Annotated in this window: 24 protein-coding genes and 1 pseudogene; 16 read left to right on the top strand and 9 right to left on the bottom strand. The window is 71.9% G+C overall.

Annotated features, from left to right (window positions below; genetic code table 11):
• Nucleotides 1-28 precede the first annotated feature (28 nt).
• From ribH to A8W25_RS31900, 6 genes and pseudogenes are all read left to right on the top strand, one after another.
• Nucleotides 29-514 (top strand): 6,7-dimethyl-8-ribityllumazine synthase, encoded by a 486-nt coding sequence (gene ribH, locus A8W25_RS03700; protein ID WP_067155634.1) that lies wholly within the window; start codon nt 29-31, stop codon nt 512-514.
• Between the two features lie 35 nt (nt 515-549).
• Entirely contained in the window at nt 550-831 is a 282-nt protein-coding gene (locus A8W25_RS03695; RefSeq protein ID WP_067155631.1) for a phosphoribosyl-ATP diphosphatase, read from the top strand.
• Between the two features lie 45 nt (nt 832-876).
• Nucleotides 877-1,725, top strand: coding sequence for an ATP phosphoribosyltransferase (gene hisG / locus A8W25_RS03690; RefSeq protein WP_067155628.1), 849 nt, complete (start codon nt 877-879; stop codon nt 1,723-1,725).
• Nucleotides 1,726-1,762: 37 nt separating this feature from the next.
• Entirely contained in the window at nt 1,763-2,218 is a 456-nt protein-coding gene (locus A8W25_RS03685; RefSeq protein ID WP_067156687.1) for a PH domain-containing protein, read from the top strand.
• A gap of 204 nt (nt 2,219-2,422) precedes the next feature.
• A complete protein-coding gene (locus A8W25_RS03680) occupies nt 2,423-3,775 on the top strand; it encodes a hemolysin family protein (RefSeq protein WP_067155624.1) in 1,353 nt (450 codons plus the stop codon).
• Nucleotides 3,772-4,795: pseudogene (locus A8W25_RS31900) on the top strand (hemolysin family protein); the annotation flags it as partial. The gene A8W25_RS03680 and the pseudogene A8W25_RS31900, both read left to right, overlap by 4 nt.
• 280 nt (nt 4,796-5,075) lie before the next feature.
• Here A8W25_RS31900 and A8W25_RS03670 read toward each other — a convergent pair.
• Nucleotides 5,076-6,962 (bottom strand): AAA family ATPase, encoded by a 1,887-nt coding sequence (locus A8W25_RS03670; RefSeq protein WP_067156686.1) that lies wholly within the window; start codon nt 6,960-6,962, stop codon nt 5,076-5,078.
• 355 nt (nt 6,963-7,317) lie between these two features.
• Entirely contained in the window at nt 7,318-7,947 is a 630-nt protein-coding gene (locus A8W25_RS03665; RefSeq protein ID WP_067155618.1) for a uridine kinase family protein, read from the bottom strand.
• Nucleotides 7,948-8,124: 177 nt separating this feature from the next.
• On the opposite strand from A8W25_RS03665, the gene A8W25_RS03660 reads away from it, so the two are divergent.
• Nucleotides 8,125-9,507: a peptidase C39 family protein gene (locus A8W25_RS03660; RefSeq protein WP_067155615.1), complete on the top strand. Its 1,383-nt coding sequence runs from the start codon at nt 8,125-8,127 to the stop codon at nt 9,505-9,507.
• A gap of 136 nt (nt 9,508-9,643) precedes the next feature.
• Nucleotides 9,644-9,805: an SCO1431 family membrane protein gene (locus A8W25_RS33235; RefSeq protein WP_107470590.1), complete on the top strand. Its 162-nt coding sequence runs from the start codon at nt 9,644-9,646 to the stop codon at nt 9,803-9,805.
• Here the strand turns inward: A8W25_RS33235 and A8W25_RS03655 are convergent.
• Genes A8W25_RS03655 through A8W25_RS03645 form a run of 3 tightly spaced genes read right to left on the bottom strand, consistent with a single transcriptional unit; the run spans nt 9,783 to nt 12,147 of the window.
• Nucleotides 9,783-10,670: a hypothetical protein gene (locus tag A8W25_RS03655; protein ID WP_067155612.1), complete on the bottom strand. Its 888-nt coding sequence runs from the start codon at nt 10,668-10,670 to the stop codon at nt 9,783-9,785. The genes A8W25_RS33235 and A8W25_RS03655 overlap by 23 nt on opposite strands.
• Nucleotides 10,667-11,608, bottom strand: coding sequence for a DUF6114 domain-containing protein (locus A8W25_RS03650; RefSeq protein WP_234386148.1), 942 nt, complete (start codon nt 11,606-11,608; stop codon nt 10,667-10,669). The genes A8W25_RS03655 and A8W25_RS03650 overlap by 4 nt, the downstream gene beginning before the upstream one ends.
• Nucleotides 11,599-12,147 (bottom strand): DUF6230 family protein, encoded by a 549-nt coding sequence (locus tag A8W25_RS03645; RefSeq protein ID WP_420708405.1) that lies wholly within the window; start codon nt 12,145-12,147, stop codon nt 11,599-11,601. Before A8W25_RS03645 ends, A8W25_RS03650 begins: the two co-directional genes overlap by 10 nt.
• A 168-nt stretch (nt 12,148-12,315) precedes the next feature.
• On the opposite strand from A8W25_RS03645, the gene A8W25_RS03640 reads away from it, so the two are divergent.
• Nucleotides 12,316-12,945 (top strand): TetR/AcrR family transcriptional regulator, encoded by a 630-nt coding sequence (locus A8W25_RS03640; protein ID WP_067155606.1) that lies wholly within the window; start codon nt 12,316-12,318, stop codon nt 12,943-12,945.
• Nucleotides 12,946-13,000: 55 nt separating this feature from the next.
• On the opposite strand, the gene A8W25_RS03635 is transcribed toward A8W25_RS03640, so the two are convergent.
• A complete protein-coding gene (locus A8W25_RS03635) occupies nt 13,001-14,248 on the bottom strand; it encodes a glycoside hydrolase family 18 protein (RefSeq protein ID WP_067155603.1) in 1,248 nt (415 codons plus the stop codon).
• 337 nt (nt 14,249-14,585) lie between these two features.
• Between A8W25_RS03635 and A8W25_RS03630 the strand changes: the two genes are divergently transcribed.
• From A8W25_RS03630 to A8W25_RS03620, 3 genes are all read left to right on the top strand, one after another.
• Entirely contained in the window at nt 14,586-15,758 is a 1,173-nt protein-coding gene (locus A8W25_RS03630) for an acyl-CoA dehydrogenase family protein (RefSeq protein ID WP_067155600.1), read from the top strand.
• A 109-nt stretch (nt 15,759-15,867) separates the two neighbouring features.
• A complete protein-coding gene (locus tag A8W25_RS03625; protein ID WP_067155597.1) occupies nt 15,868-16,989 on the top strand; it encodes a hypothetical protein in 1,122 nt (373 codons plus the stop codon).
• A 30-nt stretch (nt 16,990-17,019) separates the two neighbouring features.
• A complete protein-coding gene (locus A8W25_RS03620; RefSeq protein ID WP_067155594.1) occupies nt 17,020-18,114 on the top strand; it encodes a phosphotransferase family protein in 1,095 nt (364 codons plus the stop codon).
• A 7-nt stretch (nt 18,115-18,121) separates the two neighbouring features.
• On the opposite strand, the gene A8W25_RS03615 is transcribed toward A8W25_RS03620, so the two are convergent.
• On the bottom strand, nt 18,122-18,550 hold the full coding sequence (locus A8W25_RS03615) for a hypothetical protein (RefSeq protein ID WP_067155590.1): 429 nt from the start codon (nt 18,548-18,550) through the stop codon (nt 18,122-18,124).
• A gap of 203 nt (nt 18,551-18,753) precedes the next feature.
• Between A8W25_RS03615 and A8W25_RS03610 the strand changes: the two genes are divergently transcribed.
• The 4 genes from A8W25_RS03610 to fxsA all read left to right on the top strand — a co-directional run bounded on the left by A8W25_RS03610 (nt 18,754) and on the right by fxsA (nt 22,746).
• Nucleotides 18,754-19,194, top strand: a complete 441-nt coding sequence (locus A8W25_RS03610; RefSeq protein ID WP_067155585.1) for an Lrp/AsnC family transcriptional regulator — start codon at nt 18,754-18,756, stop codon at nt 19,192-19,194.
• A 9-nt stretch (nt 19,195-19,203) separates the two neighbouring features.
• Nucleotides 19,204-20,883 carry an amidohydrolase gene (locus tag A8W25_RS03605; protein ID WP_067155582.1) on the top strand — a complete coding sequence of 560 codons (1,680 nt, stop codon included), beginning with the start codon at nt 19,204-19,206 and terminating at the stop codon, nt 20,881-20,883.
• 413 nt (nt 20,884-21,296) lie between these two features.
• On the top strand, nt 21,297-22,064 hold the full coding sequence (locus A8W25_RS03600; RefSeq protein WP_067155579.1) for a polyprenol monophosphomannose synthase: 768 nt from the start codon (nt 21,297-21,299) through the stop codon (nt 22,062-22,064).
• Nucleotides 22,065-22,176: 112 nt separating this feature from the next.
• Nucleotides 22,177-22,746, top strand: a complete 570-nt coding sequence (fxsA, locus tag A8W25_RS03595) for an FxsA family membrane protein (RefSeq protein ID WP_067155576.1) — start codon at nt 22,177-22,179, stop codon at nt 22,744-22,746.
• 128 nt (nt 22,747-22,874) lie between these two features.
• On the opposite strand, the gene A8W25_RS03590 is transcribed toward fxsA, so the two are convergent.
• Together A8W25_RS03590 and A8W25_RS03585 are read right to left on the bottom strand one after the other, a co-directional pair.
• Nucleotides 22,875-23,249 (bottom strand): RNA polymerase-binding protein RbpA, encoded by a 375-nt coding sequence (locus A8W25_RS03590; RefSeq protein WP_067155573.1) that lies wholly within the window; start codon nt 23,247-23,249, stop codon nt 22,875-22,877.
• A gap of 254 nt (nt 23,250-23,503) precedes the next feature.
• Nucleotides 23,504-24,859: an MFS transporter gene (locus tag A8W25_RS03585; RefSeq protein ID WP_067156684.1), complete on the bottom strand. Its 1,356-nt coding sequence runs from the start codon at nt 24,857-24,859 to the stop codon at nt 23,504-23,506.
• Nucleotides 24,860-24,874: the final 15 nt, after the last annotated feature.

Here is a 24,874-nt window from a genome sequence, read left to right as displayed (position 1 = left end):
ACAGCAACAGATCACCGAGGAGTAGCACGTGAGTGGCAAGGGCGCACCCGAACTGTCCGTACGCAACTGCGCAGACCTCCGGGTCGCCGTGATCGCGGCGCAGTGGCACGAGAAGGTCATGGACGGACTCGTCGACGGCGCCCTGCGCGCCCTGCACGAGCTCGGCATCGACGAGCCGACGCTGCTGCGCGTCCCCGGCAGCTTCGAGCTGCCGGTCGTCGCCAAGGTGCTCGCGGGCCGCGGGTACGATGCGGTGGTCGCCCTCGGCGTCGTCATCAGGGGCGGTACACCGCACTTCGACTACGTGTGCCAGGGTGTCACCAACGGCCTCACCCAGGTCAGCATCGACACCGGCGTACCCATCGGCTTCGGCGTGCTGACCTGCGACACCGAGGAGCAGGCCCTGGACCGGGCCGGCCTCGAAGGGTCGAACGAGGACAAGGGGCACGAAGCGGTCACCGCCGCCGTCGCCACGGCCGCCACGCTGCGCACCGTCAGCGAACCCTGGCGCTGAGTGGCAGGGGCCCACCCCTTACCCTGAGAAGCATCATGGCGAACAAACCCACCAAGAGTTTCGAAGAGCTCTTCGCGGAGCTCCAGCTCAAGGCCGCCAACGGCGACCCGTCCACCTCCCGCACCGCCGAGCTGGTGGACAAGGGCGTGCATGCCATCGGCAAGAAGGTCGTCGAGGAGGCCGCCGAGGTCTGGATGGCCGCCGAGTACGAGAGCAAGGACGCCGCCGCCGAGGAGATCTCGCAGCTGCTGTACCACGTCCAGGTGATGATGGTCGCGCGCGGGATCTCCCTCGACGACGTCTACGCGCACCTCTGAGCACACCCGAACATCCCACCCCCTTACGTGAAGGAAGCTGACCTCATGCTGCGCATCGCCGTCCCCAACAAGGGTTCACTGTCCGGACCTGCGTCGGCGATGCTCCATGAGGCCGGCTACCAGATGCGCAAGGAGTCCAAGGAACTCGTCACGGTCGACCCCGACAACGAGGTCGAGTTCTTCTATCTGCGCCCCCGCGACATCGCGATCTACGTCAGCTCCGGCCGCCTCGACATCGGCATCACCGGACGCGACCTGCTGCTCGACTCCGGCGCCGACGCCGAGGAGATCCTGCCGCTCGGCTTCGCCCGCTCGACCTTCCGCTACGCCACCAAGCCCGGCACGGCCAAGGGCGTCGGCGACTTCGACGGGATGACGGTCGCCACCTCGTACGAGGGGATCGTCGCCCAGCACCTCAAGGACAGCGGCGTCACCGCCTCCGTCGTCCACCTGGACGGCGCCGTGGAGACCGCCATCGAGCTCGGTGTCGCCCACGTCATCGCGGACGTCGTCGAGACCGGCACCTCGCTGCGCAACGCGGGCCTGGAAGTCATCGGCGAGCCGATCATGAAGTCCGAGGCCGTGGTCATCCGGCGCACCGGCGCGGACATCGAGGAGCCCAAGGTGCAGCAGTTCCTGCGCCGGCTCCAGGGCGTCCTGGTCGCCCGGACCTACGTGATGATGGACTACGACTGCCGCGCCGAGCACCTGGAGCGGGCCGTCGCCCTCACCCCGGGCCTGGAGTCGCCGACGATCTCGCCGCTGCACAACGAGGGCTGGGTCGCGGTACGCGCCATGGTCCCGGCCAAGGAGGCCCAGCGGATCATGGACGACCTGTACGAGCTGGGCGCCCGGGCCATCCTCACCACGGCCATCCACGCCTGCCGCCTCTGACCGACCCTCTCATCCCCGTACGGAAGTGACGTTCCCCGTGTCCGCCCCCGCGCCCCAACTCCCCGTTCTCCCGGTCACGTTCCGGCCGACCCGCACCCGGGCCGTGCTGCTGAGCGTGGGCGCGGTGATGTTCGCCGTGATCACCGGCGTCGCACTGCTCCTGGAGAACATGAGCGGGGGCGAGCGGGCCAGCTTCGTGTTCACCGCGGCGATGTTCTTCGCGGTCCTCGCGCTGCTGAGCCGCCCCAAGGTCGTCGCCGACGACACGGGCGTCACGGTCGTCAACCTCACCCGGACCCGGCGGCTCGCCTGGGCGGAGATCCTGCGCGTCAACCTCCGCCCCGGCGACCCCTGGGTGTTCCTGGACCTCAGCGACGGCACCAGCCTGCCCGCGCTCGGCATCCAGCCCGGCATCGCCAAGGAGCGGGCCATCAGCGACGCCCGGGCGCTGCGTGCGCTCGCCGAGTCGCACGGCACCCGCCAGGACGGCTGACCCCCCCCATTTCAGCACCGGGGCAAGCATTGCGGCGACGATCTCAATAGCTACCCTGGTGACGGTGGCGCCCAACGCGCCCGCCCCGCGCACAAGGCGGCACCATCGGCCTGCGGGGCACCAGCGACCCGAGGAGTGACTCCCTCCAGCAATGGACGGATCGTCCGGTAGTACCTGCGCCGCCCCCTCGCAGGAGGCGGCGGCATGACCATCCCGCTTCTGCTGCTCGCCGCGGCATTCCTTCTCATCCTCGCCAACGGGTTCTTCGTGGCCGCCGAATTCGGCCTGGTCACCGTGGAGCGACCGGACGCCGAAAAGGCCGCCGCCGAGGGCGACCGCCGGGCCGGCACCGTCGTCAAGGCCCTGCGCGAGCTGTCCTTCCAGCTCTCCGGCACCCAGCTCGGCATCACCATCACCTCGCTCGTCGTCGGCATGCTCGCGGAGCCCGCGCTCGCCGGACTGCTCGACGGGCCGCTCACCGCGACCGGTCTGCCGGACGGGGTGGTGCCCGGGGTGAGCGTCGTCGTGGGCATGCTGCTCGCCTCCGCCGTCCAGATGGTGATCGGCGAACTCGTCCCCAAGAACTGGGCGGTGTCGCGGCCCCTCCAGGTCGCGCGGTTCGTCGCCGGGCCCCAGAGCCGGTTCTCCCGGCTCTTCCGGCCGGTCATCTCGCTGCTGAACACCGTCGCCAACCGGCTGGTCCGGGCGCTCGGCGTGGAGCCCGCCGACGAGCTGGCCTCCGCCCGCACCCCCGGTGAACTGGTCTCCCTGGCCCGCCACTCGGCGCGGGCCGGAGCCATCGAGCAGGACACCGCCGACCTCTTCGTACGCACCCTCGCGCTCGGGCGGCTCACGGCGGAGAACGTGATGACGCCGCGCGTGAAGGTGAGCGCGCTGCAGACCTCCGCGACCGCCGCCGACGTCCTCAACCTCACCCGGGCCACCGGGCTCTCCCGTTTCCCCGTCTACCGGGAGCGGATCGACGAGGTCGTCGGCATGGTCCACCTCAAGGACGCGCTCGCGGTGCCGCCGCAGGAGCGTCACCGCACCCCGGCCGCGCGGATCGCGGTGGCGCCGCTCCTGGTGCCCGAGACCCTGCCCGTGCAGCAGCTGCTTGAGCGGTTGCGCAGCGAGCAGCCGATAGCCGTGGTCGTCGACGAGTACGGCGGCACGGCCGGGGTCGTCACCCTGGAGGACATCGTCGAGGAGCTCGTCGGCGAGGTGCGCGACGAGCACGACGCCGAGGGCGACACCGGGCCCGACCTCGCCGCGGTGGCGAGCGACGACGGCCGCCCCGCGTGGGAGGCCGACGGCAGCTGCCGGGTGCTGAGCCTGCGCCGGATAGGACTGGACGCGCCGGACGGACCGTACGAGACGGTCGCCGGACTCGTCGCCGATCTGCTCGGCCGGATCCCGGTCCCCGGTGACCGCGCCGAGCTGCCCGGCTGGCGGATCCAGGTCCGCCGGGTCGAGCGGTACCGGGCGGAACGGGTGCGCTTCGTGCGTACCGCCGACCGCACCGCGGACGCCCTGACCATGGCGGAGGCCGTGCGATGAGCGTTCTGCAACTCTTCTTCGCCCTGCTCCTGGTGCTGGCGAACGGCTTCTTCGTCGGGGCCGAGTTCGCCCTGGTGTCCGTGCGCCGCAGCCAGATCGAACCGCTCGCGTCCCAGTCTGCGCGGGCCCGGCAGGTGCTGCACGGTCTGGAGAACCTGCCGCAGATGATGGCGGCCGCGCAGTTCGGCATCACCGTCTGCTCGTTGACCCTCGGCGCGGTGGCGGAGCCCACCGTGGCCCACCTCCTGGAGCCCGTCTTCGAGGCGGCCCGGGTCCCCGCGGGTCTGATCCACCCCCTCGGCTACACGATCGCGCTCGCCTTCGTCGTCTTCCTCCACCTCGTCATCGGCGAGATGGTCCCGAAGAACCTGGCGATGGCGGCGCCCGAGAAGACCGCGCTCTGGTTCAGCCCGGGGCTCGTCGCCTTCGCCCGGGTCTGCCGTCCGGTCACGGTGGCGCTGGGCGCGTGCGCGCGGCTGGTGCTGCGGGTGTTCCGGGTGGAGCCCAAGGACGAGGTGGAGGCGGTCTTCACCAGCGAGCAGCTCAACCGCCTGGTGGAGGACTCCGGGCAGGCGGGGCTGCTGGATCCGCGGGAGATGGAGCGCCTGGAGGACGCGCTGGAGCTGGGCAGCCGCCCGGTGACGGACGTCCTGCTCGACCGGTCGTCCCTGGTGACGGTCGGCTGCTCGGTGACGCCCCGGGAGGTCGAGGAACTCACCGTCCGTACGGGGTACTCGCGCTTCCCGGTGTGCGCGGAGGGGGGCGCCTTCATGGGCTTCCTCCACGTCAAGGACGTGCTGGACCTGGAGGAGCGGGAGCGGGCGGTGCCGCAGCAGGTGTGGCGCCCGCTGGTCACCCTGCGGGCCGAGCTGCCGCTCGACGACGCGCTGACCGTGATGCGGCGGGCGGCGGCGCACCTCGCGCAGGTGGTGGACGCGGCGGGGCGGGTGCTGGGGCTTGTGGCCCTGGAGGACGTCCTGGAGATGCTGGTGGGCGAGGTCCGCGACCCGTCCCACCGTCCGTTCCCCACCCGCCCCTGTACGCCTGGCGGGGGCTGTGCCCCCTGGACCCCTGCGGGCTGTCGCCCGGAACGCCTGGGGGCCCCGCTACCGGAGATGTCTCTCTGCTGCGGGCCGTGTCGCGTTGCTCGCGCAGTTCCCCGCGCCCCTGGGCAGTCAGGGGCGCGGGGAACTGCGCGGCCAGCCCCCACCCGTCCGCAGATACACAGGGGGTCTGGGGGCGAAGCCCCCTGCGGCTCGTTCCGGACCCGCTCAGCTGCCCGCCGGTGGGGCGGGGGGAGCTACAGCGGGTCCACCGGGCCGCCCCTCCCCGACAGGACCTCCCCGTACGCCTGCATCAGATCCGGCAGCCGCAGCGTCGCCAGATCCTCCCGCCCGGGCGTGCCGGGGTACGTCGACAGACGCAGATCCCGGTACGCACAGCTCTTCTCGTACAGGGTGCGCAGGAAGCGGCCGTTGCCCAGTTCGTCGATCCACCCCTGATCCACCACATGGCCACTGATGGAGCGGAGTTCGTCCAGCGCCTCCTCGTCCCACCCGTCCCCGTTCTCCGCCGCCAGCACCTCGCCGATCGCGGTGAGCTCCAGGGGGCGGTAGGAGGGGAAGTCCACCCGGGTGGTGAAGCGGGAGGACAGACCGGGGTTGGTGGCGAGGAGGCGGTCCATGCCCTCGGGGTAGCCGGCGAGGATGACCACCAGATGGTCGCGGTTGTCCTCGGCGCGCTTCAGCAGCACCTGGAGCGCCTCGTCGCCGTACGCGTCCCCCTTGCTGTAGCCGGAGTTGGAGAGGCTGTACGCCTCGTCCACGAACAGCACCCCGCCCAGCGCCGAATCGATCAGCTCGTTCGCCTTGACCGCCGTCTGACCGAGGAACTCGCCCACCAGATCGGCCCGTTGGGCCTCCACGAGATGGTCGCCGCCCAGCAGGCCGAGCGCGTAGAAGACCCGGCCCAGGATCCGCGCGACCGTGGTCTTGCCGGTGCCACTGGGGCCGGAGAAGACAAAGTGACGTTTCGGCGGCTGGACGGGCAGGCCCTGCCCGACCCGTAGCCGTGCCATGTTCAGCTGCGCGGACAACGCCTTCACCTGGCGCTTCACCGGCTCCAGGCCCACCATCCGCTCCAGCTCCGCAAGCGCCTGGGCGAGCAGCGCCGAGTCGGTCGGGCCGGTCGGCACCGGTGGCGGGGTCGGCTGGGCCGGGATGCCCGCCTTCTCCCGTACGCCGTCGGGCGGCGGCACCACCACCGCCGGGCCCACCAGCGGCACCCGCACCTCGCGCCCCTCCGGCGGTTCGAGGGCCGCCGCCTCGGGCTCGGTGCCGTCCGCCGCGCCGTCCTGGCCGAACCCGGCCAGCGAGACGGCCGCCAGATCGGCCGGGTCGTCGGAGCCGTACGATCCGTCCAGGACGTCCGACTCGGTGATCGCGGCCAGTCGCGCCGAGGTGTCCATGAACGCCGGGTCGACCCGGTGCACCGCCCGGTACAGCGGCAGCGCGGCGGCCGAGCGGCCGGTGCCCTCATGGGCGCGGGCCAGCCAGTAGCGCAGCTCCTTGCGCTGCGGCTGCTCGCTGCGGCAGCGCATCAGGGCCGCGGAGAGCAGCGGCTCGGCCTGCCCGAACATCTCCAGGCGCACCCGGGCCATCCCGCCGAAGAGCCCGGCCTCGATCCCGAGCAGCGGATCGTTCAGCAACGGCTCGGTGTGCCGCACCAGTTGGTCCCAGTCCTTGACCAGATACGCCCGGCAGGCGTGCAGGAAGCGGACCTGCGGGTCGGTGTCGACCGGCGGCAGCCCGGCCAGGGCGCGGTCCAGCTCCGGCACATGGCGCCCGTCCAGCCAGTGCGAGGCGTGCGCGAGCAGCAGATCGCGCGGGCTCTCCAGGACCGGCTGGACCCACCAGCCCAGCCAGTACCAGGAGTTGAGGGTGCGTCGGTGCCGGGCGCGCTGTTCGCCGAAGCGTTCTCGGTGGCGGTACATGCGCAGCAGCGCCGTGGTGGTGTCCACCCGCAGCGCATGCAGTCCCAGCCAGCCGTCCACCATGCCCGGATCCATCCGTACCGCGGCCCGGAACTCCTCCTCGGCCTGCGGATACGCGCCCATGGTGTACGCGTCGATGCCCCGCAGCCAGGCGAGATCGGCCGGGGCGTGCGCGCCCTGCGTGCCGAAGTCCATCACGTCCCCCACCGCCGTGCCCCCGTGCTGAACCGCCAATTCGCTGAATGCATAAAGGAATTGACGGGAATTGACCGCACCAGTTGCATCGTACCTGCGAGGGGGCCCCGGACCGAAGGGTGGCGCGAGGGGAGCGGCAGCACGACTTGGCCGGTGACCCAGGGTGAGCGAAAACCGCTGACGAGGCGCGGTGAAAGGTCCGGAAAAGGCAGAACGAAGCCCCCGATCACGGGGGAACAACCGGGGGCTTCGCGTCTGCGGCGGCTCCGGAAAGCCGCACATTCAGAACGTAAGACCTGTACGGCCCCCGGGTCAAGCGGAGTTGGACGAGTGCGAGGGGCGGTTTTGCGACGGTTCAACGCGACGGGGGGACCTCGTCACTGTCCGTGATGGAATGGTGTGCGGGGGGTGCGGAATCGCGCCTCGGGAGCCACTCGTACCCCTCCTGACACTGCCGTACCAGCGCATCCACATACGGAAGGGACGGATCCGCGTCGAAATGGCGCATCTCCGCCTTCGTCCACTCGTCCCAGAAGCCGGAAAGCGCCGCTCCGTCCCGTCGGCGACCGCGCGCCCAGGACCCCTCGGCATCCCTTTCCATCCACAGCAGCAACGCCAGCCACGGCCGCACCTCGGACCGGCCGGCCCCGACGCCCTCGATCAGCACCACGGGCGCGGGGTCGAGGGCGACGGCCGGACCGAACCGGCGCAGGGTCCAGTCGTACGCCGTGACGCGCCCGGCCTCCCCGCGCGCCAGCGGCTCGATCACCTGCGCGCGCAGCCGGGGCGTCCAGGCGAAGAGCTCCTCGTGGGTGGCCAGGTCGTCGAGGTGGACGACCGGCGCCCCGCCGAGCGCGGCGGCCAGCCGCCCCGCGAAGGTGGACTTGCCGGAGCCCGCGTGCCCGTCCACCCCGACCAGCCGGACCGGGCCGCACGAGGGCGGCAGTGCGCGCACGGCGGCCGCGATGCGGTCGATTTCTGCCATGCCTCCACCCTAGATCGACATCGCGCTTCGACGGCGACGCAGGTCATGCCAGTGGTCCAGACCCATATTGGTGGCGTGGCCCGGCGCGCGTCTCTGGCAGAAGTCGCCCGGGACCCGGGATAGTTGGCGCACTGTCGCGCCCACCGCCCCATCCTCGTCCGACTGGGGGTCCCGATCATGACCAGCTCCACTCCGCGCAGAACCGTCCTGGCCGCCGCGCTCGCCGCGGCGGCGGGCACGGCCGTCCCGGCCTCCGCCGCGGCCGCCCCGAACCCGTCACCCGCGCGTTCCGCCGCCGGCCGGCCCTCGAAAGGCGTCCCCTCCCTGGTGGACAACCGCGCCTGGACCACGCACTCCGACTGGCGCTCGGGCGACGCCGCCGGGGTCCGGGCCGTACCGGGCCGCCGCCCGGGCCTGGTCATCGCCCGCCCGGCGGGCAGCGTCGACTACACCGACCCGCACACCAAGAAGACGGCCACCTGGGAGTACGCCACCTGGACCTCGCCGGAGCACCGCTCGCCCGTCCCGGCCACCGAGGTCATCGCCCACTGGAACGCGCACGCCCCGGCCGGGACCTGGCTCCAGGTCGAGCTCCTGGGCACCTACTCCGACACCACGGCGACCCCGGCGTATGTGCTGGGCCGCTGGACGGCGGGCGACGGCGACACCGACATCCGGCGTACCTCGGTCGACGGCCAGAGCGACGGCCGGAGCACGGTCTACACCGACACCTTCGCCATCGACAACGCGGCGAGCGGGCTGCGCCTGTCCTCCTACCGGCTGCGGCTGACCCTCTACCGCACCCCGGGCACCCGCCTCACCCCGACGGTCTGGCGGCTCGGCGCGATGGCCTCCGACATCCCGGACCGCTTCACGGTGCCCGCCTCGGCCCCGGGGCACTCCGGCGAGCTGCTGGTGCCGCGCTACTCGCAGGAGATCCACAAGGGGCAGTACCCGCAGTACGACAACGGTGGCGAGGCCTGGTGCAGCCCGACCTCCTCGCAGATGATCGTCGAGTACTGGGGCCGGGAGCCCACGCCGGCCGACCTCGCCTGGGTGGACCCGGCCTTCGCCGACCCGCAGGTCTGCCACGCGGCCCGGTACACCTACGACTACCAGTACGGCGGCTGCGGCAACTGGCCCTTCAACGCCGCGTACGCCACCACCTACCGGGACATGAGCGCCGTGGTGACGCGGCTGCGCTCGCTGGGTGACCTGGAGAGGCTGATCCGCGCGGGCATCCCGGCCATAACCTCCCAGTCGTTCCTCAAGACGGAGCTGACCGGCGCCGGATACGGCACCTCGGGCCATCTGATGACGGTGATCGGCTTCACGGCCGACGGCGACGTGATCGCCAACGACCCGGCCTCGCCGAGCGACCCCGAGGTGCGCCGGGTCTATCTGCGGCGTGAGTGGGAGAACATCTGGCTGAGGACCAAGCGGTACAACGCCAGTGGCAAGGTCGTCTCGGGCACGGGCGGGGTCTGCTACCTGTACTGGCCCGCGCGTCCCAGCGAGCGGCAGCGCAGGGCCCTGGCCTCGGTGGGCGTACGGGCGTGACGGGCGGCGGGCGGCCCGGGAGGCCGTGACCGATCTCGCCCGTGACCAACGTCTCTCCCTCCGGGGCCGCATCCCCTGGCACTCTGAAGTGGCACCCGGGGGGACCGTCCACCGCCAGACGACCGAGTGAGTTCCCATGACCCTGCCTGCCACCACCGCAGACGACCCGCGCGCCCTGGCCGAGCTCCGCGCCCGCACCGGCGGCCCGGACGACGGGCCCAAGCTCCTGGAGCACTTCCTGGGGTGGACCCTCGTGGTGGTCCTGGCGATGCTGGTCACGCAGACCGGGCTGCTGTGACCTCCAGGTCGGCCTTCCAGTGCCGGCCCGGCACACCCACCAGGCCGTAGAGCCACCGCACCGGCGAGCGCCGGGTGAGCAGCGTCACACCCGCCAGGACCGCGAAGGCGGCGAGCCCCAGCGGCCACCCCGCCAGGCGTACGAGCAGACTCGCGCCCAGGGCGCCGATGAACGGCAGCCCGTAGACCCCGGCGGCCGCGATGCCCACCGCGACCGGCCGGGGCACCTTGCGCTCCTCGTCGGCGCCCGGCAGCTGCCACCCCTCCATCAGCCAGCCGATCTCGGTCAGGAACAGCGTGCCGAGCACGGCCGAGCCGAGGACCAGCAGGGCGAGGAACGTTCCCGAGGTCAGGAAGTGCAGCACGTTGTTGACCACGCTGTCCTTCGGCCACTCCCGATAGGCCCGGGCGCTGGCGGTCAGCGTTCTGCGGTAGCCGTCGCCGTCCCAGCCGTGGATCAGCGTGCCGAACAGCAGGAAGTGGCCGCCGACACTCTGGAGATACGCCCAGTACCCGGCCCCGACGAGGACCAGGAGCTGGGCCGCAAGGAATCCGAGCAGCGCGGCGACGACGATGCCGCCCGCGTAGAACAGCACGAAACCGGCCCAGACGCCGTCGTGGTCCCGGGCCACCTGCATGGTCGCCCAGGACGGGTCGCGCCACAGCATGAACAGACCGCTCGGGACGAGCAGCACCGCCGCGTAGAGCAGGGTGAGCGCCAGATAGGGGTTGGCGGCGCGGCTGCGAGTGCGGACCCCCTCCCCGTACACCGAACGCTCCCACCACTGGAGCTGGCGTCCGGCGGAGACGGCGAAGGCCGCGCCCGTCGCGTACGCCCAGAACAGCGCGGCCTGGATCTGGATCACGAGGCCTCCAGCCTGAGCCCGCCCGCCACGATCGAGTCCGAGGTGACCAGTGCCTGCTCGGCGCTCACCCGGGTCATGAAGACGAAGGGCGGGACGACCGGCGGTACCGGGAGCCGGTCAGGGGTGAAGGTCAGACACAGGACGCCTTCCAGACATCCGCTGAACCTGGTGAGGTAGAGCGTCACCTCGCCGCTGAGGTCCAGGGTGTCGGCGCTCAGGGCGAGTTCGCCGTGGCCGTCATGGGTGCGCAGCCGGTAGTCGGTGAGCGAGGCGGAGGCCATCCGGAGGACCATCACCTTCACCGGGCCGCCCGCGCTGGGCACCGTGCGCACCCCGGCGAGCAGGAAGCCGTTCGGCGCGAAGAGCGTGGTGGTGACGGTCGGCGGGACGCGCGGCACCGCGACGGCGCCGGGCCCGGGTGCCCGTTCCACAACCGCCCGCTCCACTCCGGCCCGTCCGCCGAGCGCCAGCAGCAGGGCCACCGGCAGCGCGGCCGCCAGCGTGCGGGTGCCGCGCCCGTCCCGCGGCTCCGGCGGTCCCGGCTCCGGCTCGCGCGCCGGGGTCCAGGCGAAGCCCATGGCGCTGCCCGCGATGCCCAGGCCCATCCCTACCAGGAAGCCGCCCAGGTTGGTCGCGACGAACGAGAGCACCGACAGGAGCAGCGCGTTGACCGAGACGTAGTGCCGGGTGTGCGGCAGGAACCAGAGGAAGAGCCCGGCGACGATCAGGGCGAGCCCGATCCCGATGGCGGCGATCCCGCCGAGCCCCAGGCTGACCAGGATCGTCAGCGGGGAGAGCGGGACGAGCAGCAGCTCCGCGCCGCCCAGGACCAGGAGCAGTCCGGCCCAGAAGGGGCGGGTGCGGCGCCAGTGCCGGGCGGCCCGCCGGGCGTCGGGCAGCGGGAGGCGCCGCTCCAGCCACCCCCGGCTCAGAAGCACTTCTTGCCGCCGATGCTCACATCGACCCGCATGCCCTTCAGCCGGAAGTTCCCGCCGGTCGCGGACCAGGCGTGCGAGCGCACCCCGGCGACCTCGATGTCCCCGGCCTGGAGGCCGAACTTCCCCTTCTCGCCGTGGACTCCGGGCACCCGGTCGAGGGTGGAGGCGTCCCGGCCGATCTCGGCGGTGCCGAACCGGGCGTCCCCGACCAGGTCCTCGCCGTCGATGACCAGGTTGCTCGCCGTGACCTCGCCCGCGTCGCCGCCCGCCGTCAGCTTGAACACGACCGTGCCGACCGGTGTCTTCACCTGGGCGGACTGGCAGATGTCGCTGAGCCGGGCGTCCCCGATGCCGAGCAGGGCGACCGGGTGCCCCTTGCCGTCCACGGACCTGTCGGTCTGCACATAGGAGGCGAGGCCCTGGCTGGTCAGTTTTCCGGAGGAGACCTGGAAGCTGGTGCCCGAGACGGCGAAGGAGGCGGCGAGGGCTCCCTCGGCCATCACATTGGCCATGACTCCCACGGCGAGGACCGCCGGCATCGCGACGAGCGCCGCCTTCTTCCAGGCGGTTCCTCCCTCGGCCAACGGCCGCCTGACTGCGCTCACTTGTGCCTCCCGTACGTCCGTGTCCAAGCGGTGCAGGGGGAGTGCGTGTGCAGGTCTGCCATACTGCGGAGATCCTGTGGCAGTTGGAGACTAGGGCCGAATTTGAATAATAGTCAACAGCGAGGCGCGACCGAGAGATCGCAGGTCCGTCGTTCCGAACTCATCGCGACCGGGCGGAAGTTGTTCGCCGACACGTCGTACGACGCCTTGTCGATGGATGACATCGCCAAGCACGCCGGGGTCGCCAAGGGCCTCATCTACTACTACTTCAAGAGCAAACGCGGCTACTACCTGGCCATCGTCGAGGACTCGGTGGCCGATCTGGTCGCCAGGGCCGGGAGCGACACCGAGCTGCCGCGCGCCGACCGCGTCCACCGCACGATGGAGGGCTATCTGCTCTACGCCGAGCACCACCAGGCGGCGTACCGCACCATCGTGACCGGCGGCGTCGGCTTCGACACCCAGGTCCAGGCGATACGCGACGCCGTCCGCGAGGAGCTGATCGCCACCATCGCGGAGGGCGCCTACGGCAGACGCGACATTCCGGTGCTCGCCCGGCTCGCGCTGCTCGGCTGGATGGGCTGTGTGGAGAGCGTGACCCTGGAGTGGCTGGGGACCCAGGAGCCGGAGCGCGCGACCGTACGCGATCTGCTGGTACGGATGCTGCGGCAGACCATGGACACCATCGGCGAGTTCGAGCCGGCCTGCCCCTCGCCCGAGCCCGGCGGCTGACGGCACGGGGGCGGCCGGGCCACACGGCCGGCCGCCCCTGTCCGCCCCCTCCGGGCTACTTGATGGACTTGATCAGCTCACCGTTGGAGGTGTCGCCGCTGAGCTCCCAGAAGAAGGTGCCGCCGAGCGCCTGGTTGTTCTTGTAGGTCATCTTCCCGGCGATGGTGGCGGGGGTGTCATAGCTCCACCAGTTGTTCCCGCAGTACGCGTACGCCGTGCCCGCGACCGTGCCGTTGGCCGGGCACTTGGTCTTGAGCACCTTGTAGTCGTCGATGCCCTGCTCATAGGTGCCGGACGTGGGACCGGTGGCCGTGCCGCCCGGGGCCTTCTGGGTCACTCCGGTCCAGCCGCGCCCGTAGAAGCCGATGCCGAGCAGCAGCTTGCCCGACGGGATGCCGAGGCCCTTGAGCTTCTGGATGGCCGCGTCGGTGTGGAAGCCCTGGGTGGGGATGCCGCTGTAGGAGGTGAGCGGGGAGTGCGGGGCCGTGGGGCCCTTCGCCGCCCAGGCGCCGAAGAAGTCGTATGTCATCGGGTTGTACCAGTCGACGTACTGGGCCGCGCCCGCGTAGTCGGCCTGCTCGATCTTGCCGCCCGCCGAGGCGTCGGCGGTGATCGCGGCGGTGACCAGGTTCGAGGAGCCGAACTTGGCCCGCAGCGCGGCCATCACGTTCTTGAAGGCCGCCCGCCCGCTGGTGTCGCAGGAGAGCCCGCAGGCGTTGGGGTACTCCCAGTCGATGTCGATGCCGTCGAAGACATCGGCCCAGCGCGGGTCCTCGACCAGGCCGTAGCAGGAGCTCGCGAAGGCGGCGGGGTTCTTCGCGGCCTCGCCGAAGCCGCCCGACCAGGTCCAGCCGCCGAACGACCACAGGACCTTGAGCCCGGGATGCTTCTTCTTGAGCTCGCGCAGCTGGTTGAAGCTGCCCGCCACCGGCTGGTCCCACTTGTCGGCGGTGCCGTCGACGCTGGAGGCGGCGTCATAGGTCTTCTGGTAGTCGGCGTAGGCGTCCCCGATGGCGCACTTGCCTCCGGTGACGTTGCCGAACGCGTAGTTGATGTGGGTCAGCTTCGCCGCCGAACCCGAGGTCTCGATGTTCTTGACGTGGTAGTTGCGCTGGTAGACGCCCCAGTCGGTGAAGTACCCGACGACCTTGGAACCGGCCGCCAACGGCGCCCGGGCTGCGGCGGGTTCGGGGGACGCGGTGGCGCTGCCGGTACCGGCGAGCAGGGTGACGCCGAGTGCGGCGGTACACGCGGCGGCCGTCAGCGCCCGGAATCCGGCGCGGCGACGGGGTGGTCCGATCATCGTGATCTCCTCGTGGGGGAGGGGAGCCGTTCACGGGTGATTGACATGAACGCGGTGAATCGTTCAACGGAACCGTAGGAGGACTAGACCAGTTCCGTCAATGGTTCGGACCATGTTCGGAGCAGTTCATTCCGTAACCGCGGTATGGGTAATCCGTGATCTTGGAACCGGTGACGGGAGGCGTCCGATCGGGCATACTCACAGCGCCACAGCCACCAGCCTGCAGCTTCCGTGATCCGGGAGGGTAGGCATCGGCTGTCCAGCAGAGTCACCGGCGGCGCCGCCACACCCTGCGCGCGCGACCGCCGAAGCGCCCGACAGGGAGGAGAGCGCCGCCATGCCCGACCGCGCCCCGCAGCCGGTGGACCGACAGCTGCCCACCGAGGAGGCCCGGGACCTCGTCGCACTGGTACGCGACATCGTCCAGCGGGAGATCGCTCCCCATGCCGCCGAGCAGGAGGACGCCGGACGCTTTCCGCGCGAGGTCTTCTCGCTGCTGTCCGAATCCGGGCTGCTCGGCCTTCCGTACGACTCCGAGTTCGGCGGCGGGGACCAGCCGTACGAGGTGTACCTCCAGGCCCTCGAAGAGCTCGCCGCCGCCCGCCTCACGGTCGGCCTCGGCGTCAGCGTCCACTCACTGGCCTGCCACGCCCTGGCGGGTTACGGCACCAAGCAGCAGCAGGCCGACCATCTGCCCGCCATGCTCGGCGGCGGTCTGCTCGGCGCCTACTGCCTCTCCGAGCCCGCCGCGGGCTCCGACGCGGCCTCGCTGCGCACCAAGGCCGTGAGAGACGGTGACGACTGGGTCATCACCGGCACCAAGGCCTGGATCACCCACGGCGGGATCGCCGACTTCTACACCGTCCTCGCCCGCACCGGCGCCGAGGGAGCCCGGGGCATCACGGCCTTCCTGGTCCCCGGCGACGCCGAGGGCCTGAGTGCGGCCGCGCCCGAGAAGAAGATGGGCATGAAGGGCTCGCCCACCGCCCAGCTGCACTTCGACGGCGTACGGGTCCCCGACAGCCGCCGCATCGGCGAGGAGGGCCAGGGCTTCGCGATCGCGCTGTCCGCCCTGGACTCCGGCAGGCTGGGGATCGCCGCCTGCGCCATCGGCGTCGCCCAGGCGGCCCTGGACGAGGCGGTGGCGTACGCGACCGGGCGGCAGCAGTTCGGCCGGCCCATCGCGGACTTCCAGGGCCTGCGGTTCATGCTGGCGGACATGGCCACCCAGATCGAGGCGGGCCGGGCGCTGTACCTGTCGGCCGCGCGGCTGCGCGACGCCGGACGGCCCTTCTCCAAGGAGGCCGCGATGGCGAAGCTGTTCTGCACGGACGCGGCGATGAAGGTCACCACCGACGCGGTCCAGGTGCTCGGCGGCTACGGCTACACCGCCGACTTCCCGGTCGAGCGCCTGATGCGCGAGGCCAAGGTCCTCCAGATCGTCGAGGGCACCAACCAGATCCAGCGGATGGTCGTCGCCCGCCACCTGGCGGGCCCGGAGACGCGCTGACCTCTGCTGCGGGCCGGGGTGCGCGGATCCGTGCGCCCCGGCCCCCGGGGGCTTGTTTTTCACGGCATCTGACGTACCGTCAACTTTCCTGTCGTCCAGGAGGTTCGCCGTGTCCCAGGACCGTCCGATCGCGCTCGACGAATACCCGATACACCAGGTCCCGCTCTCGCTGAAACACGTCGCCACCGGCGACCGCAACGCGTATGACCGCTGTATCTTCCACGTCTTCGACCACCACGGCCGCGCCCTGCTGATCGCCGGGCTCGGCGTCTACCCCAACACCGGGGTCATCGACGCCTACGCCACCCTGCGCCTCGGCGACCGGCTGCACGCCGTCCGCGCCAGCGACGCGCTCACCGACGACCGGATGGACCTCTCGGTCGGCCCGCTGCGCATCACCGTCGACGAGCCGCTGCGCCGCCTCACCCTGCACTGCGCCCCCGACCCCGCCGACCCGGCCTCGCTCTCGTACGAGATCACCTGGCAGGCCGACTTCCCCGCCGTGTGGGAGCCGCACCACGTACAGCGCCGGGGCGACCGCCTCACCCTCGAAGGCCGCCGCTTCGTCCAGGCCGGCCACTGCACCGGCACCATCCGGGCCGGCGGAGAGGAGATCCCGGTCACGGCGGGGGAGTGGACCGGCACCAGGGACCGCAGCTGGGGGGTGCGCCCGATCCCCGGCGAGAGCGACGGGCGCGCCGAGGAGCAGCGGCCCGAGGGGTTCCACTGGCTCTGGGTGCCGGTCCGCTTCGAGGACCGCTTCCTGATGGTGATCGCCCAGGAGGACGCCGACGGCTACCGCACCCTCAACGAGGCCGTGCTGGTCCGCGAGGGCCACCCCGACACCCAACTCGGCTGGCCCCAGGCCGATATCGCCTACCGCCCCGGCACCCGTCACCCCGAGCGTGCCGTCGTCCACCTCACCGACGCCGCCCGCAAGCCCCTCGAACTCGGCGTCGAGGTGCTCACCTCCTCGCCGCTGGCCGTCGGCGCCGGATATCCGCCGGCCGACGACTGGCAGCACGGCACCTGGCAGGGCCGGGGCTGGACCGACCGCCGCGGCTACGACCTCTCCGACCCCTCGGCCCACCCGATGGCCGCCTACGGCGTCACCGACCACGCCGCCCGCTTCACGCTCGACGGACGGACCGGGTACGGGATCTTCGAGCACGGCAGCTTCGGCCGCCACGACCCCAGCGGCTTCACCACGTACGCCTCCGTCGCGCCCTGACCCCTCCGCGTGCCCAGAAGGGAACCGCCCATGGCCACGGCACCACGCCCCCGCACCACCACGCGCGACCCCCAGGAGCTCGGCCGCAGGCTCACCGGCTGGCTCGACGCACGGCTGCCCGGCGCCCGGGTCACCGGCGTCGAGGTCCCGTCCTCCAACGGCATGTCGAGCGAGACCCTGCTCTTCGGCCTCGACCACCCGGACGCGCCGGTGCGCGGCTGCGCCCTGCGGCTCGCCGCCGACCCGGCCGCGTACACCGTCTTCCCGGTCTACGACATGGCCCGCCAGCACCGGGTGATGCGGCTGGTCGCCGAGCACACCGACGTCCCGGTGCCCCGGGTGCTGTGGCTGGAAGAGGACCCCACCGCGCTCGGTGCCCCCTTCTTCGTGATGGAGCGCGCCGAGGGCCGCGTACCGCCCGACGTCATGCCCTATACGTACGAGGGGAACTGGCTGCACTCCGCGAGCGACGCGCAGCGGGCGCGGCTTCAGGACGCCACCGTCGGGGTGCTCGCCCGGCTGCACGACCGGTTCCCGGCCGAGGAGGCCGCGTTCCTGCTGCCGCAGGGCGAGGGCTCACCCCTGCGGCGCCATGTGGAGGCCCAACGGGCCTACTACGCCTGGGTGGTGGACGGTCTGCCGCGCTCCGCGCTCATCGAGTCCGCGTTCGACTGGCTGGACGCGCACTGGCCCGCCGACGAAGGTCCCGCCGTGCTCTGCTGGGGCGACGCGCGGATCGGCAACATCGTGTACGACGGCTTCGAGCCCGCCGCCGTCCTCGACTGGGAGATGGCGGCCTTCGGCCCGCGCGAACTCGACCTCGGCTGGACCGTCTACCTCCACCGCTTCTTCCAGGATCTGACGATGAGTTTCGGCCAAGCGGGCCTGCCCGACTTCCTGAGACGCGACCACATCGAGGCGCGCTACGCCGAGTTGACCGGGCACACCCCGCACGCCATGGAGTTCCACACGCTCTACGCCGCCCTGCGGCACGCGGTGGTGATGCTCAGGATCGCCTACCGGCAGCTGCACTTCGGCGAGGTCCGGGCCCCCGAGGACCCGGACGCGCTGATCCTGCACCGGAGCAGCCTGGAGGCGATGGTGCGGGGAACGTACTGGAGCTGACGTGGACCTACGCGGCACGCCGCATACGCGGCACCCGCATCGGACGCGAGCCCGGACCGCCGACGTGCGAGAAGGGCTGCGTCCGCCAGTCGAGGCCCTGGGGGAGCGTCAGGAGCAGCGCGGTGTCCTGCTCCTGGACCTCCTTGGAGGTGTCCGCGGGCCTGCTCTGCGAGGCGGCGCGGCCGGTCCCGGCGCACACCGTGAGCACGAACGGGTTCCACGGGCTCGGGCACAGCGCGTGCTCCGGCAGCACCGTCTCGTCCGCGAGGAGCGCGATCGGCTGGGCGCAGTCCGGGCAGATCACCCGGTACATCTCGAAGGTGTCGTAGGCGTCCGCCGCCTCGTCGTCGGCGAGCTCGTCCTCGACGATGAGATCAACGGGCTCCGGATCGGTACGTTCATTCGGCACACGTCCGCCGCGCTTCATGTTCTGCATGTGGGTTCTCCCCCTCGGGTGGGCCGGCAAGGCGCCGTCGCCGCGACCACAGCAAGCAATTCCCGCCATGCACCGGCCGTAACCGCGCGGCCCCCCGGCAGGACGTCACAAGCCTGTGGCATTCGTCACATGCCCGCCGCAGGTGCCTCTTCCGGTCGCCATCGACTGTGCCTGAGGGGACCTGGGGGAATAGGTTGATCCGCATGGAGGAGCTGGACCGTCAGATCGTGGATCTGCTCGTCAAGGACGGGCGGATGAGCTACACCGACCTGGGCAAGGCCACGGGCCTGTCCACCTCGGCCGTGCACCAGCGGGTACGCCGTCTGGAGCAGCGCGGAGTCATCCGCGGCTATGTGGCCGTCGTGGACCCGGAGGCGGTGGGGCTGCCGCTGACCGCGTTCATCTCGGTCAAGCCGTTCGACCCGAGCGCCCCCGACGACATCGCCGAACGGCTGGCCGACGTCCCGGAGATAGAGGCGTGCCACAGCGTCGCGGGCGACGAGAACTACATCCTCAAGGTGCGCGTGGCCACGCCCCTGGAGCTGGAGCACCTGCTGACCCGCATCCGCTCGCTGGCCGGTGTCTCCACCCGGACGACCGTCGTTCTCTCGACCCCGTACGAGGCACGGCCGCCGCGTATCTAGGCTGTTCCCATGAGTTCCGAGAGCGCCGCCGCCCTTCCGGCCCGAACCGTCGCCCCGCTGTCCGCGGGCGAGCCCGACCACCGCACCGTGCTGCTGCGCGGCGGGGAGGTCCACAGCCCCGCCGACCCGTTCGCCACGGCGATGGTCGTCGAACGCGGACACGTCGCCTGGGTCGGCTCCGAGGGCGCGGCCGACGCCTTCGCGTCCGGCGTGGACGAGGTGATCGACCTCGAAGGGGCCCTGGTCGCCCCGGCGTTCACCGATGCGCATGTGCACACCACGGCCACCGGCCTGGCGCTCACCGGCCTCGACCTGTCGTCCGCCCGCACCCGTGCCGAGGCCCTGGCGGCGGTACGGGAGTACGCCGCCGCCCGTCCCGGCGACGAGGTGCTGCTCGGCCACGGCTGGGACGCGGCGCGCTGGCCCGAGCGGACCCCGCCCACCCGCGCCGAGCTCGACGGGGCCACCGGCGGCCGCCCTCTGTACCTGCCGCGCATCGACGTCCACTCGGCCGTCGCCACCACCGCGCTCCTCGACCGGATCCCGGGCGTCACCGGCCTCGACGGCTACCACCCGGACGCTCCGCTGACCGCCGCCGCCCACCACGCGGTGCGTGCCGCCGCCCATGCGGCGATCACCCCGCGCCAGCGCGAGGAGGCCCAGCGGGCCGCGCTGCACCGGGCGGCCTCCCTCGGCATCGGCACCCTCCACGAGTGCGGCGGCCCCGAGATCTCCGACGAGGACGACTTCACCTCGCTGCTGGGGCTCGCCCGCGAGGAGGCCGGCCCGCGCGTCTTCGGCTACTGGGCCGAGCAGGTCACCGGCCCCAAGGACGCCGATCGCATCCGCGAACTCGGCGCGCTCGGCGCGGCCGGCGACCTCTTCGTCGACGGCGCCCTGGGCTCGCACACCGCCTGTCTGCACGAGCCGTACGCCGACGCCGCGCACACCGGCACCGCCCACCTGGACGCAGCCGACGTAGCCGCCCATGTGACCGCCTGCACCGAGGCCGGGCTCCAGGCCGGGTTCCACGCCATCGGGGACGCCGCCGTCACCGCGGTCGTCGAGGGCATCCGGGCCGCCGCCGCCAAGGTGGGCCTGGCCCGCATCCGCGCCGCCCGCCACCGCGTCGAGCACGCCGAGATGCTCACCCCCGAGACGATCGCGGCCTTCGCCGAGCTCGGGCTCACCGCCTCCGTACAGCCCGCCTTCGACGCGCTGTGGGGCGGCGAGGAGGGCATGTACGCCGAGCGCCTGGGCGCCGAGCGGGCCCGCACCCTGAACCCGTACGCGGCCCTGCTGCGCGCCGGGGTGCCGCTCGCCTTCGGCTCCGACTCGCCGGTCACCCCGCTCGACCCGTGGGGCACCGTCCGCGCGGCCGCCTTCCACCGCACCCCCGAGCACCGGGTCTCGGCCCGCGCCGCCTTCACCGCCCACACCCGGGGCGGCTGGCGCGCCATCGGCCGGGACGACGCGGGCACCCTGGTGCCGGGCGCGCCCGCCGACTACGCGGTGTGGCGCACCGACGAGCTCGTGGTGCAGGCGCCGGACGACCGGGTGGCCCGCTGGTCGACCGACCCGCGCTCGGGCACGCCCGGACTGCCCGACCTCAGCCCGGGGGCGGCGCTGCCGGTCTGTCTGCGCACGGTGGTGTTCGGACAAACGGTCTTCGTCCGGCCGAACGAGTGACGTAAGGACGTTCCGTACGGCCGTCGGGCTGCCCGCGCCGCGCCGCCGCCACCTGCGGATCTTCCGCACTGACCTGCTGGTTTCGGTCGACGCCGCAGGTCAAACGACTGTTGACAGAGAGCGGCCGGGGGCCGGTAGGTTCGGCCGGGTCCACCACAGGACGTCCGGCCGACAGAAGGTTTCTGCCGTCCCGGGGGTCCCCCCTGCTCCACGGGAGCCCGGGGGGAGGGTGCGACCCGGATGGGGCCCGGACGTTCAGTAGACAACGGCTCCAGGCAGCCCGCAGCCAGCGGGTCCCAGGCCGGCCCGAAGGGCGCCGGGCCCCCATTCCGACACCCCGGGACCTCGCGGTGCGGCAGTGCCCCGACCGCTCGCTATGGTGGTGCCCTGCGTACGGACAATAAGGGGCAGCAGTGAACGACGGCGGTCAGAGGCGATACGGCCCGCTCGGCAGAGCCTTGGTGATCATCCCGACCTACAACGAGGCGGAGAACATCAAGCCGATCGTCTCCCGCGTCAGGGAGTCGGTCCCCGAGGCCCACGTCCTGATCGCCGACGACAACAGCCCCGACGGCACGGGCAAGATCGCCGACGAGCTGGCGGCCGAGGACGACCACGTCCACGTCCTGCACCGCAAGGGCAAGGAGGGCCTCGGCGCCGCCTACCTCGCGGGCTTCCGCTGGGGCGTGGACGAGGGCTACGGCGTACTGGTCGAGATGGACGCCGACGGATCCCACCAGCCGGAGGAGCTGCCCCGGCTGCTCACCGCGCTCAAGGGCGCCGACCTGGTCCTCGGCTCGCGCTGGGTGCCGGGCGGCCGGGTGGTGAACTGGCCCAAGCACCGCGAGTTCATCTCCCGCGGCGGCTCCACCTACTCCCGGCTGCTGCTCGGCGTGGACATCCGCGACGTGACCGGAGGCTTCCGGGCCTTCCGCCGGGAGACCCTCGAAGGCCTCGGCCTGGACGAGGTGGCCTCCCAGGGCTACTGCTTCCAGGTCGACCTGGCCCGCCGCGCCGTGGCCGCCGGCTACCACGTGGTCGAGGTGCCGATCACCTTCGTCGAGCGCGAGCGCGGCGACTCCAAGATGAGCAACGACATCATCGTCGAGGCGCTGTGGCGGGTCACCGCCTGGGGCGTCGGCTCGCGCGCCAACAAGCTCATGGGCCGCAAGCCGTCCTGAGGCCCCGCGAGAGGCCCTGAGGTGAGGGGGCGGCCGGGCCCCGGGCCCGGCCGCCCCCTCACCTGATGAATCCCTTACGCCGTCCTACGGCGCCGCCAGGCACACTGGGAGCATGACGACCGGCACCGTGCCCCCGACCCTGCCCAAGCGCTCCCGTGCGCGCACCCTCGTCCCGCTGGGGATCGCCGCCTGGCTCCTCGTGGAGATCTGGCTGCTGATCACCGTGGCGGACGCCGCCGGCGGACTGGCCGTGTTCGCGCTGCTGGTCGGCGGCGTCGTGCTCGGCTCCCTCGTCATCAAGCGGGCCGGCCGCCGCGCCTTCCGCAACCTCACCGAGCAGTTCCAGCAGCAGCAGTCCGGGACGGCGCCCGCCACGGGCCCCCAGCCGGGCAGCGAGGGCAACTCCCTGACGATGCTGGGCGGCCTGCTCCTGATCGTCCCCGGCCTGCTCTCCGACGTGCTCGGGCTGCTCTGCCTGGTGCCGCCGGTACGCAAGGCGGTCTCCCGGTACGCCGAGCGCTCGCTGGAGAAGCGGATGCGCGCGGCCGCGCCCGGCCCCCTGGGCGACGCCTTCCAGCAGGCCCGTATGCGGCACCCGGACGGCAAGGTGGTCCAGGGCGAGGTCATCCGCGAGGACGAGCGCCCCCAGCGGGACGAGCCCCGGCCGCCGCTGACCCACTGAGGCCGTACGCAGGGCCCGCTGAGGCCCGTACGTACCGCGAGAGCCCGGCACGAAAAAGAGGGCCGGTCACACCGAAACGGTGTGACCGGCCCTCTTCTTCTGAATCTTTTGCCCGAGCGCTGGCGCGCCTAGGCGGACTTGCGGCTGTCGCGCGGATGCACGGCAATGTTCATGGCGCCGGACCGCAGGACCTCCAGCCTCTCGGCCAGAACCTCCTCCAGCTCCTCGCGGGTGCGCCGCTCCATGAGCATGTCCCAGTGCGTACGCGCGGGCTTGCCCTTCTTCTCCTCAGGACCTTCGCCGTCCACCAGGAGTGCCATGGCGCCACACGCCTTGCACTCCCACTCCGGCGGGATGTCCGCCTCCACCGAGAACGGCATCTCGAATCGATGTCCGTTCTCGCATGCGTACTCCACCGCCTGGCGCGGGGCCAGATCGATGCCGCGGTCGGTCTCGTAGCTGGTCACCACGAGGCGCGTGCCGCGAAGAGCTCGCTCACTCATGAATCGTGCCTCCCGGGCTTGTCGCCCACAGGACAGGTGTCGCTGTCGTCGTCATCCGGTCAACGTCCGGTCGGCGTTAAAGATTCCCGTTGTGGGTCATGTGTCGCCGTCGTGCCGCCCCTTGTTGTACCCACCAGTGCCCGGTTTGTCACATCTGGCAGCAGATGTCACCCAGCGTCTTCACTAGTTGAGCACGCAGTAACGGTCCGCCTGGCAGGCCAAAGGCGTACACTACCGGCCTTTCACTTCAACGTCTAAATCCGCGCCGGAACCGGGTTCCCCGCGGCCGCCACGGCGGCCCGCACCGGGACCCGGGCGAGCAGTACGAACCCGACCGCGAAGAAGATCACGAGAGAGATGATCGCATCCCGGTAGCTGCCGGTCAGCTGGTACGCGAGCCCGAACACCAGTGGCCCCAGCCAGCTCAGTCCGCGGTCGCTCATCTCGTAGGCCGAGAAGTATTCGGCCTCCTTGCCGCTCGGCACCATGTGTGAGAAAAGCGACCTCGACAGCGCCTGGCTGCCGCCGAGGACCGTGCCGATCGCCGCGGCCAGGACGAAGAAGAGCGCGGGCGAGTGGGCGGGCAGGAAGTAGCCGGTGCCCAGGATCAGCGCCCACACCGCCAGCGAGCCCAGGATCGTGCGCTTGGCGCCGTACGTCCGCGCGAGCCGCCCCATCCCGAGCGCCCCGGCCACCGCCAGCACCTGCACCAGCAGCACGGCGACGATCAGGGTGTTCTGGTCGAGCCCGAGCTCCTCGGAGCCGTACAGCGACGCCTGCGAGATCACGGTCTGCACGCCGTCGTTGTAGATCAGGTACGCGGCCAGGAAGGCGAGGGTGAGCGGACGGGCGCGCATGTCGCGCAGGGTCGCGATGAGCTGGCGCCAGCCCGCGCCCACCTTGCCCTCGGCCGGGGCGTGCCCGGCGGGCGCGCCCCGGTCCCGCAGCCGCCGCAGCGGTACGAGCGTGAAGGCGCCCCACCACACCCCGGCCGAGGCCAGGCAGATCCGTACGGCCGTGCCCTCGGAGAGCCCGAAGCCGTCGTGGCCCGAGTAGAGGATCAGATTGAGGACCAGGACGAACGCGCCCGCGGTGTAGCCGAAGGCCCAGCCGCGCGAGGAGACGCGGTCGCGCTCCTCGGGGCCCGCGATCTGCGGCAGATAGGCGTTGTAGAGCACCATCGAGACCGAAAGGGAGGCATTGGCGACGATCAGCAGCACCGCGCCGAGCAGATAGCGGTGCCCGTCCAGGAAGAACATGCCCGCCGTCGCCGCGGCTCCGGTGTAGGCCGCCGCCGCGAGCAGCGGCTTCTTGCGGCCGGTGCGGTCCGCCGCGGCGCCCACCACCGGCATCAGGACCACCGCGAGCACCACCGAGGCGGACACCGCGTACGCGAAGAGGGACCCGGCCCGTACCGGGACGCCCAGCGGGTGCACAAAGCCGTCCGGGTCGGCGGCGTCCTTGGCGATCGCCGTCAGATAGGGCCCGAGGAACACCGTCAGGACGGTCGTCGAGTAGACCGAGCACGCGAAGTCGTAGAAGTACCAGCCGCGTTGCTCGCGGCGGCGGTCGGCGTCCGGCGCCGCCTGTGCGGCGGCGGTCCGGCCCATGGTCTCGGCGGTCAA

Source organism: Streptomyces sp. ERV7 (genome assembly GCF_001653515.1).
In the GTDB taxonomy this organism is placed as follows: Bacteria; Actinomycetota; Actinomycetes; order Streptomycetales; family Streptomycetaceae; genus Streptomyces.
This window is presented reverse-complemented; position numbering and strand designations above follow the sequence as displayed.